The organism is Bacillus sp. GM2 (genome assembly GCF_056155945.1).
In genome coordinates this window covers 884598-903417 of the sequence record NZ_JBRKSZ010000007.1, presented here as the reverse complement: position 1 = coordinate 903417, position 18820 = coordinate 884598, and the positions used below count along the sequence as shown (strand labels likewise).

General features: G+C 45.5%; 24 protein-coding genes. 5 read left to right on the top strand and 19 right to left on the bottom strand.

All coding sequences use genetic code 11. The annotated features are described in order from the left end of the window. Positions 1–3: 3 nt before the first annotated feature. Together spoIIP and gpr are read right to left on the bottom strand one after the other, a co-directional pair. Complete coding sequence (gene spoIIP, locus ACVC9U_RS05580) at positions 4–1209, bottom strand: stage II sporulation protein P (protein ID WP_441390233.1); 1206 nt, start codon at positions 1207–1209, stop codon at positions 4–6. Between the two features lie 117 nt (positions 1210–1326). Continuing rightward, positions 1327–2433 (bottom strand): GPR endopeptidase, encoded by a 1107-nt coding sequence (gene gpr, locus ACVC9U_RS05575; RefSeq protein WP_050820711.1) that lies wholly within the window; start codon positions 2431–2433, stop codon positions 1327–1329. Positions 2434–2637: 204 nt separating this feature from the next. Between gpr and rpsT the strand changes: the two genes are divergently transcribed. Next, positions 2638–2904 (top strand): 30S ribosomal protein S20, encoded by a 267-nt coding sequence (rpsT, locus tag ACVC9U_RS05570; RefSeq protein WP_020452267.1) that lies wholly within the window; start codon positions 2638–2640, stop codon positions 2902–2904. A 451-nt stretch (positions 2905–3355) separates the two neighbouring features. Here the strand turns inward: rpsT and ACVC9U_RS05565 are convergent, their stop codons facing one another. Further along, positions 3356–3640: an RNA polymerase alpha subunit C-terminal domain-containing protein gene (locus tag ACVC9U_RS05565; protein ID WP_020452268.1), complete on the bottom strand. Its 285-nt coding sequence runs from the start codon at positions 3638–3640 to the stop codon at positions 3356–3358. A gap of 379 nt (positions 3641–4019) precedes the next feature. After that, positions 4020–4376: a winged helix-turn-helix transcriptional regulator gene (locus tag ACVC9U_RS05560; RefSeq protein ID WP_020452269.1), complete on the bottom strand. Its 357-nt coding sequence runs from the start codon at positions 4374–4376 to the stop codon at positions 4020–4022. A gap of 252 nt (positions 4377–4628) precedes the next feature. Here ACVC9U_RS05560 and ACVC9U_RS05555 point away from each other — a divergent pair, with 252 nt between their 5' ends. After that, on the top strand, positions 4629–5162 hold the full coding sequence (locus ACVC9U_RS05555) for an NAD(P)H-dependent oxidoreductase (protein ID WP_020452270.1): 534 nt from the start codon (positions 4629–4631) through the stop codon (positions 5160–5162). Positions 5163–5255: 93 nt separating this feature from the next. Here ACVC9U_RS05555 and holA read toward each other — a convergent pair whose 3' ends face one another. Further along, positions 5256–6281: a DNA polymerase III subunit delta gene (gene holA / locus ACVC9U_RS05550; RefSeq protein WP_167564576.1), complete on the bottom strand. Its 1026-nt coding sequence runs from the start codon at positions 6279–6281 to the stop codon at positions 5256–5258. Positions 6282–6510: 229 nt separating this feature from the next. On the opposite strand from holA, the gene ACVC9U_RS05545 reads away from it, so the two are divergent. Further along, on the top strand, positions 6511–6642 hold the full coding sequence (locus tag ACVC9U_RS05545; RefSeq protein ID WP_003183686.1) for a YqzM family protein: 132 nt from the start codon (positions 6511–6513) through the stop codon (positions 6640–6642). A gap of 24 nt (positions 6643–6666) precedes the next feature. On the opposite strand, the gene ACVC9U_RS05540 is transcribed toward ACVC9U_RS05545, so the two are convergent. From ACVC9U_RS05540 to ACVC9U_RS05530, 3 genes are all read right to left on the bottom strand, one after another. Next, positions 6667–9054 (bottom strand): DNA internalization-related competence protein ComEC/Rec2, encoded by a 2388-nt coding sequence (locus tag ACVC9U_RS05540; protein ID WP_441390229.1) that lies wholly within the window; start codon positions 9052–9054, stop codon positions 6667–6669. A gap of 4 nt (positions 9055–9058) precedes the next feature. Beyond that, positions 9059–9628: a ComE operon protein 2 gene (locus ACVC9U_RS05535; RefSeq protein WP_020452273.1), complete on the bottom strand. Its 570-nt coding sequence runs from the start codon at positions 9626–9628 to the stop codon at positions 9059–9061. 68 nt (positions 9629–9696) lie between these two features. Beyond that, positions 9697–10326: a helix-hairpin-helix domain-containing protein gene (locus ACVC9U_RS05530; protein WP_075752231.1), complete on the bottom strand. Its 630-nt coding sequence runs from the start codon at positions 10324–10326 to the stop codon at positions 9697–9699. Positions 10327–10408: 82 nt separating this feature from the next. On the opposite strand from ACVC9U_RS05530, the gene comER reads away from it, so the two are divergent. Beyond that, positions 10409–11230 carry a late competence protein ComER gene (comER, locus tag ACVC9U_RS05525; protein WP_075752229.1) on the top strand — a complete coding sequence of 274 codons (822 nt, stop codon included), beginning with the start codon at positions 10409–10411 and terminating at the stop codon, positions 11228–11230. A gap of 69 nt (positions 11231–11299) precedes the next feature. On the opposite strand, the gene ACVC9U_RS05520 is transcribed toward comER, so the two are convergent. Genes ACVC9U_RS05520 through ACVC9U_RS05485 form a run of 8 tightly spaced genes read right to left on the bottom strand, consistent with a single transcriptional unit; the run spans position 11300 to position 16325 of the window. Continuing rightward, on the bottom strand, positions 11300–12055 hold the full coding sequence (locus tag ACVC9U_RS05520; protein WP_441390226.1) for a class I SAM-dependent DNA methyltransferase: 756 nt from the start codon (positions 12053–12055) through the stop codon (positions 11300–11302). Then, complete coding sequence (rsfS, locus tag ACVC9U_RS05515) at positions 12052–12408, bottom strand: ribosome silencing factor (protein WP_020452277.1); 357 nt, start codon at positions 12406–12408, stop codon at positions 12052–12054. The genes ACVC9U_RS05520 and rsfS overlap by 4 nt, the downstream gene beginning before the upstream one ends. Before the next feature lie 13 nt (positions 12409–12421). Beyond that, positions 12422–12985, bottom strand: a complete 564-nt coding sequence (gene yqeK / locus ACVC9U_RS05510) for a bis(5'-nucleosyl)-tetraphosphatase (symmetrical) YqeK (protein ID WP_020452278.1) — start codon at positions 12983–12985, stop codon at positions 12422–12424. Continuing rightward, positions 12975–13544, bottom strand: a complete 570-nt coding sequence (locus ACVC9U_RS05505; protein WP_075752227.1) for a nicotinate-nucleotide adenylyltransferase — start codon at positions 13542–13544, stop codon at positions 12975–12977. Before ACVC9U_RS05505 ends, yqeK begins: the two co-directional genes overlap by 11 nt. A gap of 18 nt (positions 13545–13562) precedes the next feature. Beyond that, the gene (gene yhbY / locus ACVC9U_RS05500; protein WP_075752225.1) at positions 13563–13853 is read right to left on the bottom strand and encodes a ribosome assembly RNA-binding protein YhbY; all 291 of its coding nucleotides are present in this window, start codon (positions 13851–13853) and stop codon (positions 13563–13565) included. After that, entirely contained in the window at positions 13847–14683 is an 837-nt protein-coding gene (gene aroE / locus ACVC9U_RS05495) for a shikimate dehydrogenase (RefSeq protein WP_075752223.1), read from the bottom strand. Before aroE ends, yhbY begins: the two co-directional genes overlap by 7 nt. Before the next feature lie 19 nt (positions 14684–14702). Beyond that, positions 14703–15803 (bottom strand): ribosome biogenesis GTPase YqeH, encoded by a 1101-nt coding sequence (yqeH, locus tag ACVC9U_RS05490; RefSeq protein ID WP_023855259.1) that lies wholly within the window; start codon positions 15801–15803, stop codon positions 14703–14705. Positions 15804–15806: 3 nt separating this feature from the next. After that, on the bottom strand, positions 15807–16325 hold the full coding sequence (locus tag ACVC9U_RS05485; protein WP_020452282.1) for a YqeG family HAD IIIA-type phosphatase: 519 nt from the start codon (positions 16323–16325) through the stop codon (positions 15807–15809). A 368-nt stretch (positions 16326–16693) separates the two neighbouring features. Here ACVC9U_RS05485 and sda point away from each other — a divergent pair, with 368 nt between their 5' ends. After that, positions 16694–16834: a sporulation histidine kinase inhibitor Sda gene (sda, locus tag ACVC9U_RS05480; RefSeq protein ID WP_003183713.1), complete on the top strand. Its 141-nt coding sequence runs from the start codon at positions 16694–16696 to the stop codon at positions 16832–16834. Between the two features lie 114 nt (positions 16835–16948). Here sda and ACVC9U_RS05475 read toward each other — a convergent pair whose 3' ends face one another. The 3 genes from ACVC9U_RS05475 to ACVC9U_RS05465 form a co-directional block, all read right to left on the bottom strand. Continuing rightward, positions 16949–17104 carry a hypothetical protein gene (locus tag ACVC9U_RS05475; RefSeq protein WP_023855260.1) on the bottom strand — a complete coding sequence of 52 codons (156 nt, stop codon included), beginning with the start codon at positions 17102–17104 and terminating at the stop codon, positions 16949–16951. Between the two features lie 77 nt (positions 17105–17181). Then, complete coding sequence (locus ACVC9U_RS05470; protein ID WP_075752221.1) at positions 17182–17913, bottom strand: SGNH/GDSL hydrolase family protein; 732 nt, start codon at positions 17911–17913, stop codon at positions 17182–17184. Between the two features lie 144 nt (positions 17914–18057). After that, entirely contained in the window at positions 18058–18819 is a 762-nt protein-coding gene (locus tag ACVC9U_RS05465) for a GNAT family N-acetyltransferase (protein WP_041817261.1), read from the bottom strand. Between the last annotated feature and the right edge of the window lies 1 nt (position 18820).

The window sequence follows — 18820 nt, the reverse complement described above, 5'->3', positions numbered from 1 at the left end:
CCTCTATTGTTTTTTCTTATCGTCTTCACCGGAGTCTGCATCAACTTTTTCAGCATTCCAGTACATCTCGCTGAATACATCCGCCATCGCTTCTGCAGCCCGCTCCAGCTCTTCGCGGTTATTATCTACGCCGCCAAATTCGATTAAGACGGATCTTTCGTTTAAATCCTGATTATATATGCCATTATCCCCGGCAGCTCCCTTAGATATAACACCGCGGCTCAAACCGGGATATTTTTTTTCCAGCCGTTCATGCAGTTCTTTTGCCAATTTAAAATTCGATTCAAAATTAGGACTCTTCTTACCGATGACAAATGCGAGCCTCGCATAGCTTTTTCCGTTTACCGTTGTTGTGGTCGCTTTTTTCCGTGTAGCATCTCTGTGAATATCGATAAAATACTGTAAATCTTTGTTTTGAGCCATCGCCTCTTTAACGGCCGGCCTTGATTCATCATAGGAACGGGCATAGGCCCAGCCTTTTTTCCGCAAATTCGCCTGAAAATCGGTTTTATCCACCATTGCCCCGACACCCTGCGATTTCATCGCATTTGCGAGCATATCGCTGACAAGCGTAACATTTGCTTTCGAATGAATCGCCCGATTAGGTTCCGTCTCACCTTTTAAAAAGGGGAGATACGATTCCGTATTGTGCGTATTGTAGATAAATACGACTTTTCGGCCGCCCGTCGATTGTTCAGGGGGTTTTTCCTCCCCTGTTTTCTTTTTCTGCTTCCCTTCAAGCTCTGCAAGATTCGCTTCTCTCTCCTCTTTTAAGACCTCTGTCGGCGGCGGAGATTCTGACGGCATATTCGTGTAATCCGTCCCTTGCCCTGCAATGAGGATTTCCGAGTCAAAATGAGAGAAGCCCGGAAGCTCCCGCCCGAGAAAACTTCGCGGATCTTTTAAATTAATGCTGGTCGCCAGTTTCAAGACGATGGGAGAAAGCTCAAAGCGTTTATTCGGTTCCGGCAATTCTGATGCGAAGTAGTGGTTTTCCATTCCCAAAATGAGCCCAAAGGTCTCGCCCGCCAGTTCATCAGTCACCCGGTACAACGATGAAGACGGCCTTAACTCAGGACGCAGCGATGTCAGCACGCCTGATAAAATAAAAACGAGCAGCAGGCTGACGATAAATAAGAATACTGTCTTAACCGCATTTCTTCCATTTACAGCCAGCACAAACTGACGATTCCTGCCTCTTTTTCTCATCGCAAATCCCTCCAGAGCTTGTCTAGTAAATAGACTATGTACAAGATAGAGGAAGTAGAACAAGTTCCGGCAATGCTATAAGCACGAAAAAAAGCGGCCTGGTCAGCCGCCTTGATCTTAGTGGTTATACATTCCTTTATTGTCCTGCGAGACATTTTCATGAAGCGCTGTGTTCAGACCGTTCGCAATCACATTTGCCATATCATCGATAAAGGTATCGACCTCTTTTGGGGTCACCATTAAGTTATGGCCGAGCGGAGCGAGGACTTCATGGATCAGCTGCCTTTTTTCATCCTCTGCGAGGCCTCCGACTATACCGAGAAACGATTTGCGGTGCTCCTCATCGGGAAGGTCTTCTTCGGTGAGGACCTTTCTTTTCCCAAAGCTCATCCCCGCGGGAACGAGCGACCTGGACGGACTGTCATCTCTCATCTCTCTTCCAAAATGCTTCAGCATATAATCAATCGTATCACTCGTGATCGTGACGGCATCGACCACCGTCGGAACACCGATGGCGATGACCGGAATGCCAAGCGTATCCTTGCTTAACTCTTTTCTTTTATTCCCCACCCCAGACCCGGGGTGTATCCCGCTGTCTGAAATTTGAATGGTAGAATTCACACGCTCGATCCCTCTTGATGCCAGCGCATCAATGGCAATGACAAAATCGGGCTTTGAGCGATCGATTACCCCTTGGATAATGTCGCTCGTTTCAATTCCGGTCAAGCCCATGACTCCCGGGGAAAGCGCGCTCACCGGACGGTAGCCATCCTCTACATTTTCGGGCTGCAGCTGAAAAAGGTGCCTCGTCACGAGAAGGTTCTCCGTCACTAGGGGGCCGAGCGAGTCAGGCGTGACATTCCAGTTGCCGAGCCCTACAATTAAGCAGCTGGCATCCCGCGGAATGTTCAAATAATCGAGAAATGCGGAAAATTCCTTCGCGAACACATTGACGACTTTTTCCTGCAATACGGAATCCTGCTGTCTGATCCCTTGTGTTTCAAAGGTTAAATAGCGGCCGGCTTTTTTCCCCGACAGCTTCGCTCCTTCTTCATCAATGTCCATTGTCTGAATTTTGATCCCGTCTTTTTCGTATTCTTTGACTGTAAACCCTTTCAGCTCTTTCTTTGGAGAAGCTTCCTTTTCCTCTGCCAGATCCCTCGCTTCCACGGCTAAGTCTGTCCGGACTGCATATTGACTTAAATCAAGCTTCTTTTTCTCCATATTTGCATTCCCTCCAAAAACATAACTGGTGTTAGTGTGCCCACAAGGTCTGCAAACATTCCCGCGAAGCGGAGCTTTCAAATAAAAATACTTTACATTTATATTGCAATCTAAGGGTGTGTTTGATAGAATACAATTTGTTCTATTGTTGAGATCTAACCTATAGAAAAGGAACAGAGGTTATGTCTTAGGAGGTGAAACACATTGCCAAACATTAAATCAGCGATCAAACGCACAAAAACAAACAACGAGCGCCGCGCGCACAACGCAACAATCAAATCTTCAATGCGCACTGCTATGAAACAAGTTGAAACTTTCGTAAGCAACAACGAAGCAGACAAAGCGAAAGCAGCTCTTTCTGCAGCAGCAAAGAAAATCGATAAAGCAGCTAAAAAAGGTCTTGTCCACAAAAACACCGCAGCTCGTTACAAATCAAACCTAGCGAAAAAAGTGAACGGACTTTCTGCATAATAGAAAGCTTGGCCATGCCAAGCTTTTTTGCTTGCCGTCAAAAAAACGGCTCTCTTAATTGAGAAGCCGTCAGACCGCCGATAAATCGTAAAAACCGCGCGGTCCGCTGGCGGAAGAAAATCAACATGACAATGTGCGCGATGCGCTGCATTGCAAAAATCCAGCCATGGGTAGGCTCTGCGGAAAAGAGAATGCTCTGGGGTCCGACCTTTTTTTGCGTCAAGCCTGAACCCGTGCCGAAGCGAAATATTCGCGGATTGAGTAAACTGGACATGAAATGAAATAGCGTATAAGACTTATCAAGGGGAAGAGCTTTCCTTCCACCTGTCAGCTATGTTCACTCGCACGGCGCTATTTTTTGTGCTAAATATTGTTGATTTTTATACATAGCAAGGGAACTTCCAAAAAAGGAAGTTCCCTTGCTATGTACAAGTATAATCATTCATGGTGTTTAACTTTTAAATGATAACCCTTTTTCCTTCAAAGCAACTCGCAATTTAGGCAAAGATGCCGGTCCCATACCGTGAAATTTCAAAATCTCTTTTTCGCTGTATTTTGACAGATCCTGCAAAGAAGTTATTCCATTGTGTTCCAAAGCTCGTCTGGCTGGCGCAGAGAGCAATGAAAGAAATCCGTTGTCAGGTTTGCGCTGTTGCTCACAAATCGGGCAAACAGGACAATCACTGCTTTTATAATATTCGTGTCCTTTGCTGCAAGTCCTTAAATTCTTTGTCATTTTTACATTTCTCCTTTTCCGCACATTTCAATGTTTCCGATTTTATCTTTTCTTTTTTTGCAATCGTGCCCCTTTGCTATGTTTGGCCTCTGCTGTTCATATTCAGGATACACCGAAACTCGTTAAACTATCTCCCGGAAAAAGAAAGGCTGCGAAATCGTCGGTTTCAGAAATCGAAGCTCCAACTGGTTCCCGGATCGTCATAACGGTTTAGCAAGGATGGTTTTACTTATAACCTGTGAGTAACTGGAGCGGGCATCAAAGTGAAACACGTTTTGAGTAAAGAAAGGGAAGCGCCCCAAAAACAATGCCCCGGACTGAAGCGAAATAGACATAAATCATGAAGGTCCCCATTGTTGTAAAGACTTTTAGGCCAAACTCATTCCTCTTCATCACTCAATTGCTTCACAAAGTCGAGATGCTTATATCCCCAGCTGCACATATCAGTCAACACCGGCGCCAACGTTTTTCCGTGCCCGGTTAAACTATATTCGACCTTCGGAGGGATTTCCTGATAAACTTGCCGTTTGACGAGACCATCATGTTCGAGCTCCCTAAGCTGGTTGGTCAGCATCCCTTGTGTAACCCCAGGGAGCATCCGCCTCAGCTCTCCGAAGCGTTTGGTGCCTTCATGAAGTAATACGAACAGGATCAGCGGCTTCCATTTTCCTCCTATGGCCGCCAAAGTTATGATTATACCTTCCGTCGTCTTCATTTCCTGTACTTTTGACTTCATCTTTGTCAACTCCCGATTCGGTATTCGTGATATCAGTTACGTTACCATATCATTCTGATTCGCGGTAGTACTCTTATTTTACATACATAGTACGGTTTACCGTACTACCATAAAAAAGTTCTTTCACCGCAATCGTACGATTTAAAGGACTATGTACGAAAAAAAAGCGTACTTTGCAATGCCAAAAATATTCGTAATAATTGGGACGAACAAAGGTTCAAGGAAAACAACAAACAGTAAAGGAAGATGTTTATGAACATAATGGTAATTGCAGCACACCCAAATCTGAGGGAGTCCAAATGGAACAAGGCACTAATGAACGAATTGAAAAATCATCCTGATATCTTTATTCGTGATCTGTATCAGGAGTATCAAAATTGGAGTATCGATGTTGAAAAAGAACAGCGATTATTACTTGAATATGACCGGATCGTTCTTCAGTTCCCATTTTATTGGTTCAGCTGTCCGCCTCTTTTGAAAAAATGGTTTGATGATGTGCTGACATACGGCTGGGCGCACGGCCCCGGAGGCGAAAACTTGAAAGGCAAAGAATTCATGATTGCTACGACAACAGGCGGAGCGGAAGAAGAATATCGCGTTGGGGGCCGCAATATGTTCACTGTAGAAGAGTATTTACGGCCGATTGAGGGTACTATTATCCGATGTCACGGCACGTTTCTTCCGGCTTTTGCATCTCACAATCCTAATGACAATATCCTCAAAGCCGAAGCGAAGCGATATGCAAAGCATGTTTTATCACCTAAGGGTGAAGCTTGCCGATTATGAAGGTAAATGGAAAAAGAAATAAGGATAACTGAAAAGGCTGTCGAGATTTTCTCGACAGCCTAACGGCTCTCTTAAAATTAGAGAGCCGTTTTTTCAATCGGACTGCAAAAGCTTGAGCAAAAACAGCTCAAGCAGGAGCTGCTTGTCTTTTTTGCCTGTCTTCATTTCATAATCCATAACGGCGAGATGCTCGATGATGCTTTTCAGCTCTTCTTCAGAAAACAGCCTCGCCTGGTCGATCGCGAGCTTCACCCTGAACGGGTGAACTTTGAGGTTTGAGGCGATTTGCTTTTGCCCGTACCCCTGCTGCGAAAAGTATTTCGTCTGCATCAAAAGCCTGAACTGGTTTGCGATCAGCGCCATCATTTTGATCGGTTCTTCATTTTGCTTTAACAGATCATAGAAAATCTGCAGCGCTTCTGTACGCTTCCGGTTCACAACCTTGTTGATCAATTCAAAAATGTTCTGCTCGAGACCTCTGGCAACGAGCTTTTTGACGTCTTCAAGCGTGATCGAATCCCGATCACCAATATATGTACTAAGCTTTTTCACCTCTTGGGCAATGGCCGACAGGCTGGCATTACACAGGATGACAAGCTCCTCCGCCGCTTCTCGTTCTATGAGCTTCCCCTCTGATTTTGCAAGCCCTGCGATAAAATCAGCCGTTTCCCGGCCGTTCAGTTCTTTTGCTTCAACCATATGGGCGTGTTTTTTCAAGAGCTTGGTCAGCTTTTTCCTCTCATCAAGCTTTTCATAAGGAGCGAGCAGCACAAAAACAGAATAAGGCGCCGGCTGCACAATATAATCCTCCAGGCTCCCGAGGTTATGCTCCGTTTTATCTTTCTTTTTTTCAGCTGTTAAAAAAGACGGGTTTTTCGCAACAACAAGACGCTTATCCCCCATAAACGGAAAAGTTTCAGCATCTTCAACAGCAAGGTCCAATGCCTCTTCTTCCAGATCAAATACGGAAAGGTTGAAATCCTTCGTCTCTTCATCAACAACGGCTTGTCTGATCCTTTGAACCGTCTCCTGCAGAAGATACGTCTCTTTCCCGTATAAACAATAAACAGGATGAATATCGCCTTTTTTTAAGCTTTTCCAAATATCAAATACCGTCATCTGCATTTTCCCCTCTTTCATCCTTCCTTTCTATCCTAAAGCGTGTTTTGCAATTAGTAAAGAGAGAAGCGGAGTCACCCGCTCTCTCATTTATAATAAACGCCTTCCATAAACCCCCGGGTCAGTTTATAGAAGACGATGTTCATAAATTTTAGAAAACGGTTGCATGAAGCTCCTAGATTTTTGCAAAGAATTGAATTATACTGGATATCAATAGGAGGGGTAAATTGTGAATGAATTTGAAAAAGACGTGCAAAGCAAACGTAACGATCTTGTAGATTCAGGTGTCGGTTTTATCGTGTCTTTTGGCTTTTTCGCTACAATGTTTATTATCGCTACTGTTATACATCTGGCCGCTTAATCAAGCCAAGTCATGGACACCGCTTTACTCTCCGTCAGGCAAGCGGCTTTTTGACGGCTGCTGTTTTTCAGCAGTCTTTTTTTCTTGCGGGGAATGTACTTTATCATATGGGGGATGAAGCAAAAACGTTCCGTTTCCGCCTCGAAATAGGTACTGAATCGAACCGTGCCGATCCGTTCTGAATACCTTCACATGGTGGCGGTTTAAGATATCCAGCACTTCCCCGTGGGGATGGCCGTAGCGGTTGTGCTCTCCCGCCGAAATGATGGCTGCTTTCGGCTCAATTTGCTTAATCAGATCTTCCCCCGTAGAACCTTTGCTTCCATGGTGACCGACTTTCAGAATATCCGCTTTAAGATTCGGATACACTTTCATGATCTCATTTTCACCTTCTTTCTCCAAATCGCCCGTTAACAGCCATGAAAATTCGCCCGCTTTCATCCACAATACGAGGGAACCGTTGTTTTTGCTGTTTTTGTCCGCCTCTTTCGGTGAAAGAACATAAAATTCAAGATTGCCAATATGAAGGATGTCACCTCTTTTGGCTACATGCACCTTGACGCCTTCTTTCAAGGCAAGGCGAAGCAGCTTTTCATCAGACGGTTCGGCTGCGAAGCCTTTCGGCACGATCAATTGCTTGACTTTATGTTTTTGGATCAGCACTTGAGCTTCACCAATATGATCCTGATCAGCATGAGTCAAAATTAAAGCATCGAGCTTCTTGACTCCTTTGGATGCCAGAAATGGCATTAATACGCTCTCTCCCAGGGAAAAATCCTTTTTCCGCTTTCTCCACTGCTCTTTCCGGAAGGATACGGTTCCTCCCGTATCAATGAAGACGGTGCCATTCTGACCGGGAGCGCTGACATACATGCTGTCACCTTGGCCGATATCAAGCATTGTGACCTCTCCTTCTCCTGCAAACTGAGGAAGATATAAGTGAATAGCAAACACAGCGGCAAGGAAGCCGGACGAAATCATAACCGCACGAAACGACATCTCTTTTTCAAGAAACAGCAAAAACAGAAAAATAGCTGCGAAGTAGAAAAACAACAAAATATCCGGCGGTTTAACCGCAGAAAAAACGAAAACATCTGCGGCAGACACCGCTTTAACAGCCTGATGGCTCCACACAAGCAGACGGTCCAGCACACAGGCTGCCGCCTCCCTCAAGGGACGAAAACATATGAAAGCCAACAGGCTTCCGAAAGACAGCGGCATGATGATAAAAATATAGAGAGGTATGAAAAGCAGATTCATTACTGTGCTGAGAAATGAAAACTCTTGAAAATGAATAAGCAGAATAGGAAGGGAAGCGAGCTGAGCCAAAAATGACCCCAATAGCAGCTGAGAGATTCGGCTTTTCGGCTTGTTCAATATTTCTTTTGAAAGAATGAAAACGAAGGATACGGCAAAAGAAAGCTGAAATCCGGCTTGAAATAGCAGATAAGGATGATACAGCAGCAGTCCGAGGCAGGCGAGGCTGATCACATCGGCGCTTTTGAAGTTCTTTTTAGACAGTGATGCCAGCAGATAGATTTCAGACATGAGAACCGCCCTCACTACCGACGGGGCGCCTCCGGTCAAAACTGCCGCAACGGGCAGCCCGAAAACGAGCAGCCATTTGGCGCATTCTCTTGTCAAACCGAAGCGAATAAATACGTGGAACAGAGCGGCCGACAACAGACCGACATGAAGCCCGGAAATCGCTAAAAGGTGAATGATCCCAAGGCGCTGATAGCCGTCCAGTACATCTTGTTCAATGAGAAACCGGTCACCGAAAGTAAGCGCTCTTACAATACCGGCAGCCGGGTTCGCCATATTTTCTTCTGTAAAATCAAGGCCCGCTTTTCGGATGTTCAATAGAAATGGCATAAGACCGCCGCCCGGCTTGCAGTTTTCAATGGACTGAACCGCAAATATCCAGTGAATCCCTTTTTGATACAAGGATTCTTTTTGATCAAAAGTTCCAGGAACCGTCTCTTTTTTCGGCGCTCTTAATTCACCTTGCATGACACAGATGCTTCCCGGCTGAAGAGCGGAGAGCGCCCGTTTTTCTTGCGGAGACCGGATCGTATAGCCCGCTTTCAAAGCTTCCCCCTTATCTGTTTCGGCTGTGAATGAAAGCCGGTCTCCGTCCATTATGGGGATATCCCGAACAGAAGCGAGCGTGTGAAATTTGCCTTCATGATAAATCGTTGTATTGAAATGGTCGATCATGTAAAAAGAAGTGAAATATAAAATACAAATCGCTGCACATATGATGAAAAGGAGCATTTGTTTGTTGAAGAAACAGAGGATAAAGAACAGAAAAAAACCGACGGCGAGGAAGAGATAAAGAGAAGAGTGAGCGGAGGCGATTCCGGCTGCCGCTGAAATCGCTCCGCACGGGAAGATGCGATGTCTGTCCATTGAATTACACGTAGCTTGTAAACAGTTTGTTGGCCTCTGCGTGTATTTTCCTGATTTCCTCTTCCTCAAGGCCTTTATCAGCCAGCTGTTTGATCAGATCGGCCACAAACGATAACTTTTCCTGGTTTTTTAAGTCGATAATCATCTCATCGAGCTCTACCTGCTCCACTTTAACAGAAGCCTGATCGAAAAGTTCAACCGCGTAAGGATGGTTTTTGTAATCCTTCGCATAGTATATCGTTTTAATACCTGCCTGAATGATCGATTTACAGCATTGAATGCACGGAAAATGCGTGACATATATTTCAGCGCCTTCGGTCGGAACGCCGAATTTTGCACACTGAAGAATCGCGTTCATCTCGGCGTGAATCGTTCTGATGCAATGCCCGTCCACCATATAGCAGCCTTCATCCGCACAGTGAACACCTCCGGCGATCGATCCGTTGTAGCCCCCTGCGATAATTCGTTTATCCCTGACAATCGTCGCCCCTACAGCAAGCCTTGTACACGTGCTGCGAAGCGCCAGCAAATGGCTTTGCGCCATAAAATATTGATCCCAAGAAATCCGTTCCACTTGTTTTCCCTCCAAAAATACGATGTCGACTTCCCTAAGTTTACATATGTTTATCCGCAAACGTCAATTTACTTTACCGTGATTGAAGATTTTATTCTTTCAAAAGACTTCTCTCCAATTCCCGAAACGTTTGTTATGTCTTCAATCGTCTGAAACATTCCGTTCTCCTCACGGTATTCGATTACCGCTTCCGCTTTTGAAGGACCGATCCCGGGAATCGTCTGAAGCTCCTCAGAGGAAGCCGTATTGATATTGACGATATCACCTGAGCTGCCGTCTGCTCTTGAGTCCGCTTCCGAAAGAGAGCCAGCGGCCTCTTCCCCTTCAAATGGAATGTAAAGAACCATACCGTCCCGCAAAACGGCCGCCAGATTAATTTGCTGTTGGTCCGCTTTTTTCTCGGTGCCGCCTGCTTTTTTCAATGCATCGTGCACCCTGTCTCCCTCCTTCATTTGATAGACGCCCGGATTTTTCACAGCGCCTTTCAAATCGATGATAACCTCCTCTCTCCCCGCGTTTTTTTTAAGCTTCACTTCCTCTTTCTTGTCAAAAGTCTGTGCAGAAGCCTCTTCAGGAATGGAAATGTCGGATGAAGTTTCACGCTTTCCGCTTAACAGCATGAAGGCCGCGCTGATGATCAAGACGAGTGCCACTCCTCCCGCCGCATGCCATTTATATTGTTTTAGCCAATCTGTCAAACTGCTCACCTGCTTTCATACATATTTTTACTGAAGCCTTCATATCGTTTAAAAGATACAGGTTCAAAGGAGGGGAGAACGATTGAATATCGGCTTTATCGGGACAGGAAATATGGGGACCATTTTAATTGAGGCGTTGATTGAATCCAGAGCGGTCATTCCCTCATCTTTAACAATTACTAACCGAACGATCGACAAAGCGTTAAACATAAAAAAACGATTCCCAGACATTCAGGTTGCAGAACGGCCGGAAGAAGTGATTACGGAAAGTGATGCCGTGTTTATCTGTGTAAAGCCGCTGGATATTTATCCTTTGCTAAAGCGGCTCTCACCCGTCTTCACCCGCGATCAGATTGTGGTCACCATTACGAGTCCGGTGCAGGTCGAACAGCTGGAAGCCATCATCTCCTGCCAGGCGGCAAGAGTGATCCCGAGCATTACGAACAGAGCGTTGTCTGGCGTGTCATTATTGACTTTCGGAGAAAGCTGCACAGCTGGGGCAAAAGAAAAATTGACGGCTTTAGTGAGCAAGATCTCAATCCCTCTTGAAATCGAAAGCGGGATTACGAGGGTCGCCTCAGACATTGTCAGCTGCGGCCCCGCCTTTGTCAGTTATTTGGTTCAGGAGTTTATTCAGGCCGCTGTCGAAGAAACCTCCGTATCAAAAGAAGACGCGATTTTAATGACGACAGAAATGCTGGTAGGTTTGGGAAGGCTGCTCGAAACAGGGCATTACACATTGCCCGCCCTGCAGGAAAAGGTGTGCGTTAAAGGCGGTGTAACCGGTGAGGGAATTAAGGCGCTGGAAAGCGGCGTTCAGGATATGTTCCGCCAGATGTTCCGAAACACCCATTTGAAGTATGAAGAAGATATCGCTCTAGTCAAGAAGCAATTTTCCGTTTGATTCATTGTTTCACGAATGCGCTGAGATCTCAACAAAGGAAAAATGCATTATGAAAAACCATCGTTACGATTAAACGATGGTTTTTGTTTTTTTCGCTGTATAAAAATGACGTTCCGACTCTGCGCCAGGCTCCAATTTTGAAAAATCGGCAGTCACGCACTGCACCTCAAATCCGGCTTGCCGCAATAAGCTGATATACTTTTCCGTCTGGAAAGTCCGCTGTTCATGCGATTCATCAAACCTTTCGTATACGCCTCCGCTTTCTACGAAGAAGGTCAAATCGTGAACAGCTGAATGAGGCTCATCCCCCACATAGCTTTGCCAAATGACGCTGACTTCTTCATCCTGATCGGCATACGTACTTCCCGGAAAAACGACATCCATTTTGTAAATGGAATGAACATCAAACAGAAGAAGCCCGCCTTCTTTTAATAGAGAAAAAACGTTTTTAAAAGTATTGAAAACGTCTTTTTCGCTCTTTAGATAATTCAGCGAGTCACAGCAGATCACAACCGCGTCAAACTCTTGCCCATGCCCGGCAATTTCGCGCATATCCTGCTGAAAGAACTGAATATCGAGCTGCCGGACGGCTGCTTTGTACTGAGCCTGGGCAAGCATATCTTCGCTGATATCGATTCCTGTGACATCGTAGCCTTTTTCAGCCAAGCGGACCGATATTTCACCCGTTCCGCACGCCAGATCAAGTATCCGTATACGTTCTTTCTGCTGTGCACCGATCGTTTTTTCAATCCAGCTGACCCACTCATCGTAAGGAGCGTGAGACATCAGCTTGTCATAAATACCGGAAAATCCTTTATAGATCATTCATTAACTCCGAACGAAAGGTCTTCAGTCGGCGCGTCTCCCCACAGCTTTTCAAGGTTGTAATAGCCTCGTTCCTCTTTGTGGAAAACGTGGACAACGACATCGCCCAAATCGATCAAAACCCATCTGGCTTCGTCAAAGCCCTCCATTTTCTTCACGTCGATTCCATTTTCTTCAGCTTGATCCTTAATTTCCCGGGCAATGGCCTGAACCTGTTTGTCAGAATTCCCGTGGCAAATCAGAAAATAATCAGCCACGAGGGAAATCCCCTGCATATTCAAGGCGATAATATCTTCCGCCCGTTTATCATCGCAGGCCTCTGCGGCAATTTTTAAAATTGAAGCTTGATCCATTCAGTAATTCCTCCTAATGTCTATCGTTTACTAAAGCATTATATGTGGCGACCGTTTCCGGATAAACAGCCTGATTTTTTGAAATTAAAAAGGTAATCGTATTTTTCAATGCCTGGATAAGGGCCAAATCCAAATCTTCTTCAGCTAGAGTCCGAACCTCTTCAACCCCTGGAAAACGGCGGCCCGGCTCGATATAATCCGCTACATAAATCACTTTCTCAAGAAGAGTCATATTCGGCTTTCCAGATGTATGGAATCGAATTGCTGACAGGATGTCTTCATCCGTAATTCCAACCTCTGTTTTGACAAGCGTTGCTCCTGCCGGCGCATGCCATAGTTCATGATGAAAATCGAGCACTTCAAGCGGCCCGCCTCCGTCGAGGATGATTTGTTTCATTTCCTCTTTCGGGCGAAATTTGGCATAGTCATGAAATATCGCGGCGATTTCGGCTTTTTTCACATCTGCGCCAAACCGTTCGGCAAGTTTTACAGCCGTCTCCATTACGCCGACCGTATGGATGTAGCGCTGTTCTGTCAGCTGTTCTTGCACGCAGGCTAAGGCTTCCTCACGTTTCATATAGATGATTCTCCTTCACATAGACCTTCACTTCGTCAGGGATTAAATAATCTGTCGGCTGCTGATTTTTAATGCGGTCCCTAAGTAAAGATGATGACACTTCAAAAATAGGCACATCGACAAAAACGAGCGGATACGGCGTCTCAATTTGAAAGCCGGGCCGTTTCACCCCGACAAATTGAATCATGTTGACAAGCTTGTCAATGTTTGACCATTTCGGCAGGTATTCCACCATATCCGCGCCGATAATAAAGTAAAACTCATCGTTTGGATATCGGTCTTTCAGCAGGCGAACGGTATCAAATGTATAAGAAGGGCCTTCCCTTTCAAGTTCGATCGTCTCCAATTTAAATTGCTCTTTCCCCGATATAGCGAGCTTCAACATTTCCGCCCTGTGCATACTTAACGAAAACGAGTTTTTTTGTTTATGCGGCGGAATTTGGTTGGGCATGAACCAAATTTCATCAAGATCCAGTTTATACAGGACTTCATTTGCCATTAATAAATGCCCGTTGTGCGGAGGATCAAATGTCCCTCCAAAAATCCCGATTTTCCTCATGATTACCACCTTTAAGCGTTAAGGAAGCTCAATTTTTTTATTTTCTTCAGACTCCTTATACAGCACGATAATGTTTCCGATCGTCTGCACCAGTTCGGCGCGTGCTCCGGCCGCCAGCGCTTCGGCTACTTCGTCTTTAGGCTGCTCGCAGTTTTGCAGCACGCTCACCTTGATCAATTCCCTGGCTTCAAGCGCTTCACTGATTTGTTTGACCATGTTTTCGTTGACTCCGCCTTTACCGACTTGAAAAATCGGTGACAGATGATGCGCTTCCCGGCGCAAATAGCGTTTTTGTTTTCCTGTTAGCATGATTTTCCTCCTAGTTGCTGCAACACAATTGATTTCATTTTTTCCATATTCGGCTCATGTCCGGTCCACAGCTCAAAAGCTAGGGCCGCCTGGCCGATGAACATGCCGACTCCGTCCAATGTTTTCAAGCCTTTTGCTTCAGCCTCCTGCAACAGGGCCGTTTTCAGCGGATTGTAGATAATATCGCATACAAGGCACGTTTCTTTCGCATTCGCCAATGAAAGCGGGGCAGCTTCGATGTTCGGATGCATCCCGACCGACGTCGTTTGAATCACGATATCATATGCTGACAAGTCTGCTTCCGCTTCCTGCAACGACAAAGCACGTGCCTCTCCTTCAAAACGCCGAGTGAACGCTAGTGCCTTTTCAGGCGTACGATTCGCGACGTCCAGCTGCTTCGGCATCTCAGCTGCCAGAGTGGTAAATATCGCCCTCGCCGCACCGCCGGCTCCCATCAACAGTATCGAGAGCTCAGAAAGGGGACGATCAAGGGATGGCTTCAGCGATTTAAGAAACCCTGCTCCATCTGTATTATATCCGACCAGCCCTTCTTTTTCTCTTCTGACAGTGTTGACCGCCCCGAGAGCTTCGGCGCTTTCATCAATACGGTCGAGATGCTTCATGATCGATACTTTATGGGGGACGGTCACATTAAACCCTTGAATACCAAGGGCTCGCATACCTTTCACAGCATCTTCAAGATCTTCATTTTCCACGCGAAAAGCGTGATAATACCCTTCTAAAGAAAGATCCTCCAAAGCCGCATTATGGATGTCCGGAGACATGGAATGAGCCACCGGATTGCCAATCAGTCCGTATATCGGTTTCATAACTCTCTCCCCTTAGCACTTATATTAGAGATCTGCGTAAAAACACGTGAACACCTTTAGGCGCGTGGGCAACAATTTTTTGGTTCGCCTCTTGGACAGTTACCCAGCCGAGGCCCGAGAACACAACGTCCGTTTTCGGCTCTTTAATCGTAAACGTATGTTTAACAAGCTCCGGAAACGAGTCAAGATCTTCTTTTGCAGGGGGAGCAAGCATTTCCCCAGCGTGCTTTTCATACAGCTGATCCGCGTTTTCAAGCTTTGTTCTGTGGATGTTGAGTTCATTCGGCATATAGCATACAAACGAAGATCTGCCTCCGCTTGCATAATCAAACCGCGACAATCCGCCGAAAAACAGCGTCTGTTCTTCGTTCAGCTGAAAGGTGCGGGGCTTCAGCTCCTTCTTCGGCGTTAATATTTTAAGATCGCGTTTCGCGACATAATGCGCCATTTGATGATGGTTGATGATTCCCGGCGTATCATACATCGCCGATCCGTCATCCAGAGGAATTTCAATCGCGTCAAGCGTCGTCCCCGGATATTGGGATGTCGTAATAATGTCGCCCTCTCCGGAAACCTCTTTAATAATCCGATTGATAAACGTTGATTTCCCTACGTTCGTACACCCGACGACATATACGTCTTTGCCTTGTCTGTAATGTTCGATCGCGTCGATCGCATCTTTCATCCCCTGCCCGCGCCCGGCGCTGACGAGCAGCACATCAACAGGCCTTAAGCCGAGCTCTTTCGCTTCGCGCTTCATCCAGTTTACAAGGCGCTCGCGCTTGACTGATTTAGGGAGAATGTCTGCTTTGTTTCCTATTAATAAGATCGGATTGCCTCCGACAAAGCGGTTTAGGCCGTTGATCCAGCTTCCATTGAAATCAAAGATGTCGACGATTTTCACAATAAGCGAATCCGTTTCCCCGATGCCGTGCAGGATTTTCAAAAAGTCATCGTCCGTCAGTGAAACATCCTGAATTTCGTTATAATTTTTCAATCTGAAGCAGCGCTGACAGATGACATTATCTTTTAACAGCGATGCTTCAGGCGCGTAGCCCAGTTTATTTTTATCTTCGGTTTGAATGGCGACTCCGCATCCGATACAAACTACCTTTTCCATTCTTTAGTCCTCCCACTGAATATGGCCTTTCCGTTTTAAAGCGCTGAGAATTCTGCGTTCCACCTGGCGGTTGAAACGCGTAAAAAAGCCGTCGGAAGCAGCCACAGGCACGACAAGAATGGTATGGAACCCATTGCGGTTCCCTCCCAGCACATCTGTCATGAGCTGATCTCCTATGACAACGACGTCTTCTTTTTTAAGACCCATATTTTTGACGGCTTTTCTGAAAGCTCTGCCCATCGGCTTTTTCGCTTTGTAAATAAACGGAATATTAAGCGGTTCAGAAAATATTTTGACGCGTTTTTCATTATTATTTGAGACAATTGTCACTTTAATGCCGTGCTCTTTCATCTCTTCAAACCACTCGATGAGACGCGGTGTCGCACTAGGCCTGTCCCATTCTACAAGCGTGTTGTCCAAATCCGTAATAATACCTTTTACATTGCGCTCTTTTAGTTTTTCAGGGGTAATATGAAAAATATTTTTTACAAATTCATCCGGCAAAAAGAACTTTTTTAACACAAAGCCGCACCCTTTCCTTTCAATTACTGCTTCTTTTTTCAATGTGTCGAATCAAATCTAAAAGTGTCTTAAAAAATCGGCTGTCCGAAAAGTTTTCGACATATAATAGGATTCTTCAACAGGTGTGGATAAAATTACACACAGTATCCACTCATATTTCATCGACCTTTTATTAAATTATAAACATGATACCCACAAGTTATCCACTTTTTGGTGTGGATAACAGAACGATTGTTCTCGCCCAATATTCATGATAGATTATAGGTACTTCAAACAAAGATCATATAACTTAACATTTTATGCTCATTCCAAACAGGTTATTCCAATTTTTACGAGGAGGTGTCTTCCCCATTAAATGGGTACCGAGTATGAAAAAGCTGTCTGATGAACTTTTAATAGAATCATACATTAAAGCAAATGAGATGAATTTGAACCGCGAATTCATCGAGCTGATTGAAACCGAAATCAAAAGAAGGTCGCTCGGTCATCTGCTTTCCGTCTCTTCATAGCTCAAGCACTCCCGAGCGCTCTTACCGCTTTTTTTCACTTAGGTTGATATTATATCACTTGAATAATACGCTTACTACTGTTTTTCATGAAAAAACACCTCTCTAAAAGAGGTGCTATTTGAAGAATCCGTGAGGACTAAGCCAGTAGAACCCGCCGATGACGAGCAGGACGACTAAAAGGACGACAACGAACGCATATCCGTATGCGGCGCCTGCATATCCGGGATAAGCCGGGTACGAACACGGACCAGCGGGAAAAGGATATCCCATCGCATCATTCCTCCTTTAGACTGTTATAGTAACAGCCTATGAAGAAAAAGGAGAAATGGCTAGGCCTTTTACTTAAATCAAGAAGTTTTTATGACTTTACTTTCATTAATTCCTTCAAAAATAATTCGCGCGCCTTTTGGGGTTAAGTGATTTCCCGATGGGTCGATAAACCCCGAATGGATCAGCTTCTCATCTGTAGCTCCGCCTGCTTTTTTCACGATGTTTTTCCAGTTGTCGATTAGCGGAACATCAAGTTCACGCGCCGTTTCCCTTGTGACGTCATTATAGGAATCGTGCCATTTACGCGCTCCTCCGTATTTTTCAAACGAAGCAGCCCGGTATCTTGCATAATAAAAGATGTTGTCCCCGCTTCCTTCGACGATCGGCAGGCACGTCATTAATATCGGCTCTATCCCGCGGCGGCGGCTTTCTTTAACAAAATAATAGAGGTTTTCTTTAAACCTTTTTTTCGATACGCGCGGCAGCCCTTTCGCAAGAATTGCTGCATCATTTGTTCCGAACATGATAAAAAGATATGCCGGCTCGTCATCCAGCACATCCTTCCTGAACCGAAGCCTGGCGTCTTCCGTTGTTTCTCCGCCTATTCCCGCATTATTTATTTTGTACTGCCCTTGAAGGGAAGTCTGAAGTAAATTGACCCATTTTTCCGCTTTTGGATAATCGCGAAATTGCCAATTTGAGCCGCGTGTATTGCTGTCTCCAAATGCTACGACTTTTCTGGGATCGTCCTCTCCGCAGCCTGCAAGCAGAAGCAGAAAGACGAGGACCATCACCAAGCTTTTTTTCATTCGTACCACCTCCAAAAGCCAATACTACGATCATATAGGAGAGAAGCTGCACTTTCAATGGGAGAAATCTCTGCCATCCTGCAAGCGTTTAGTCCTTACTATGCCTTTAACCTGTCCCCCCTGTTTAAAAACATTCGTATTGGTTCACGGTTTTCCGACAAACAATGAATATGTTTTGACAGGTCGAAAGCCTAATTTTTCAGCGAGGCGAATCGATGCGTCGTTTTGCCGGTCGCAATCCCAGCGCGGTTTCAAGCGGTTCTCTATTGCATACGCGATAAAGGCGCCGGCGCAGCGGACTGCAAACCCACGTCCCCTGTAATCCGGGTGTGTTACGATATCAACTTCGGCAAAGCGTTCCGAACAAAAAATGGTGACACATTCACTGGCGATCACACCTTCATGCGACACTTTAAATCCGAAACCGTTCTTCAAAAAACGGCCTGGCCCTCCCCAATACTCAACCGCGTATTTTTCCGTAAAATTCACGCTTTTTTGAAGGTCATCTTCAGAAAATCTTTCAACACCGGCAAATGCGGCGCTGCGAACATATTCCTCTTTTCCGAGGAAAAATGACACGCGCTCCATTTGCTGCAGAGGCTCGCCAAGCCCCCCGATTAAAAAGGCGTCCCACTCTTCAGAAGCCGAAAACACGGTAAAGCGCGCTCCGTTCCTCTGTTCATTCAGATAATGAAGCCATTCGCTCCTTCCGCTGTCGGGGATATCTCCAGCGACATAATAAATCCCGGTAGCTGTTCGAAAAAGAACAGTGGCCGGTGTGAGGAAATCATCGATATAAACGTTTCCTTCGATAAGTCCTTCGGCTATCGCATGCGCGAATGTCGGACTTTCTTCTGTTAACAAAACCTTTGCTTTTCGTTTTTCACTCGATTTCAGTTCAATCATC

Excerpts from the sequence above, each read along its gene's own strand:
- ACVC9U_RS05470 (WP_075752221.1), bottom strand. The coding sequence starts at position 17,913 with ATGAAAAAAAGCTTGGTGATGGTCCTCGTCTTTCTGCTTCTGCTTGCA.
- ACVC9U_RS05465 (WP_041817261.1), bottom strand. The coding sequence starts at position 18,819 with ATGATTGAACTGAAATCGAGTGAAAAACGAAAAGCAAAGGTTTTGTTA.
- ACVC9U_RS05560 (WP_020452269.1), bottom strand. The coding sequence starts at position 4,376 with ATGAAGTCAAAAGTACAGGAAATGAAGACGACGGAAGGTATAATCATA.
- ACVC9U_RS05520 (WP_441390226.1), bottom strand. The coding sequence starts at position 12,055 with ATGATCTATAAAGGATTTTCCGGTATTTATGACAAGCTGATGTCTCAC.
- yqeK (WP_020452278.1), bottom strand. The coding sequence starts at position 12,985 with ATGAAACGTGAGGAAGCCTTAGCCTGCGTGCAAGAACAGCTGACAGAA.
- sda (WP_003183713.1), top strand. The coding sequence starts at position 16,694 with ATGAAAAAGCTGTCTGATGAACTTTTAATAGAATCATACATTAAAGCA.
- holA (WP_167564576.1), bottom strand. The coding sequence starts at position 6,281 with ATGACGGTATTTGATATTTGGAAAAGCTTAAAAAAAGGCGATATTCAT.
- ACVC9U_RS05540 (WP_441390229.1), bottom strand. The coding sequence starts at position 9,054 with ATGGACAGACATCGCATCTTCCCGTGCGGAGCGATTTCAGCGGCAGCC.
- yhbY (WP_075752225.1), bottom strand. The coding sequence starts at position 13,853 with ATGCTAACAGGAAAACAAAAACGCTATTTGCGCCGGGAAGCGCATCAT.
- ACVC9U_RS05555 (WP_020452270.1), top strand. The coding sequence starts at position 4,629 with ATGAACATAATGGTAATTGCAGCACACCCAAATCTGAGGGAGTCCAAA.
- yqeH (WP_023855259.1), bottom strand. The coding sequence starts at position 15,803 with ATGGAAAAGGTAGTTTGTATCGGATGCGGAGTCGCCATTCAAACCGAA.
- spoIIP (WP_441390233.1), bottom strand. The coding sequence starts at position 1,209 with ATGAGAAAAAGAGGCAGGAATCGTCAGTTTGTGCTGGCTGTAAATGGA.
- aroE (WP_075752223.1), bottom strand. The coding sequence starts at position 14,683 with ATGAAACCGATATACGGACTGATTGGCAATCCGGTGGCTCATTCCATG.
- ACVC9U_RS05505 (WP_075752227.1), bottom strand. The coding sequence starts at position 13,544 with ATGAGGAAAATCGGGATTTTTGGAGGGACATTTGATCCTCCGCACAAC.
- rsfS (WP_020452277.1), bottom strand. The coding sequence starts at position 12,408 with ATGGATCAAGCTTCAATTTTAAAAATTGCCGCAGAGGCCTGCGATGAT.
- gpr (WP_050820711.1), bottom strand. The coding sequence starts at position 2,433 with ATGGAGAAAAAGAAGCTTGATTTAAGTCAATATGCAGTCCGGACAGAC.
- ACVC9U_RS05475 (WP_023855260.1), bottom strand. The coding sequence starts at position 17,104 with ATGGGATATCCTTTTCCCGCTGGTCCGTGTTCGTACCCGGCTTATCCC.
- ACVC9U_RS05565 (WP_020452268.1), bottom strand. The coding sequence starts at position 3,640 with ATGACAAAGAATTTAAGGACTTGCAGCAAAGGACACGAATATTATAAA.